Origin of the sequence: Aneurinibacillus danicus, assembly GCF_007991215.1 — a bacterium.
Taxonomy (GTDB): Bacteria; Bacillota; Bacilli; order Aneurinibacillales; family Aneurinibacillaceae; genus Aneurinibacillus; species Aneurinibacillus danicus.
The window spans coordinates 1-502 of record NZ_BJXX01000026.1; the positions used below are offsets into that span (position 1 = coordinate 1).

1 protein-coding gene is annotated in these 502 nt (G+C 37.1%); it reads right to left on the reverse strand.

Annotation, left to right across the window (positions count from 1 at the left end; translation table 11 throughout):
• Window positions 1-173: 173 nt before the first annotated feature.
• Complete coding sequence (locus tag ADA01nite_RS03190; protein WP_146808460.1) at window positions 174-353, reverse strand: hypothetical protein; 180 nt, start codon at window positions 351-353, stop codon at window positions 174-176.
• Window positions 354-502: the final 149 nt, after the last annotated feature.

Consider the following 502-nt stretch of genomic DNA (forward strand, 5'->3'; position numbering starts at 1 on the left):
CCCCCTATTTTCATGTCGGGGTTGCGGCTGAAACGCCATGGTGGTTTTGGAAAATAACATGTTTGAACTATGAAAAGCATTTTCTACCATAGTATATACTTTATTGACATAAAAACTAAAGAAAGTAACCCCAACCTATTTTGCGTTAAAGGTTACTTTCTCTGCATTCCGCTTTATTGCTGAACGCCTGCGTATTCGTCCAGCGCCCAGTATATTTTTTTGATTTCATCGGTGCGTTCTTTTGAAGAAAGGCTGGCATCAAATGTAATCTGGCGAATTAACTCGAGAATAAACTGGTGCATGTCGCCGTCTTTTTGTTCATTTTCAGCCAACATTTTTAAATATCTTTCCATGGGTAGCTCCCTCCCACCATCCAAGATAAGTACGTAAAACACTTTATTTAATTATATCATTGTTTTAGCACAAAGTGAGAGGGATTTACTAACACACCGAAAAAAAACATGTTCTGTAATATAACAAACGAACCTGTTTCAACTTTTTT

Bases quoted from the DNA above. Each gene is read 5' to 3' on its own strand.
- ADA01nite_RS03190 (WP_146808460.1), bottom strand. From the start codon at position 353: ATGGAAAGATATTTAAAAATGTTGGCTGAAAATGAACAAAAAGACGGC.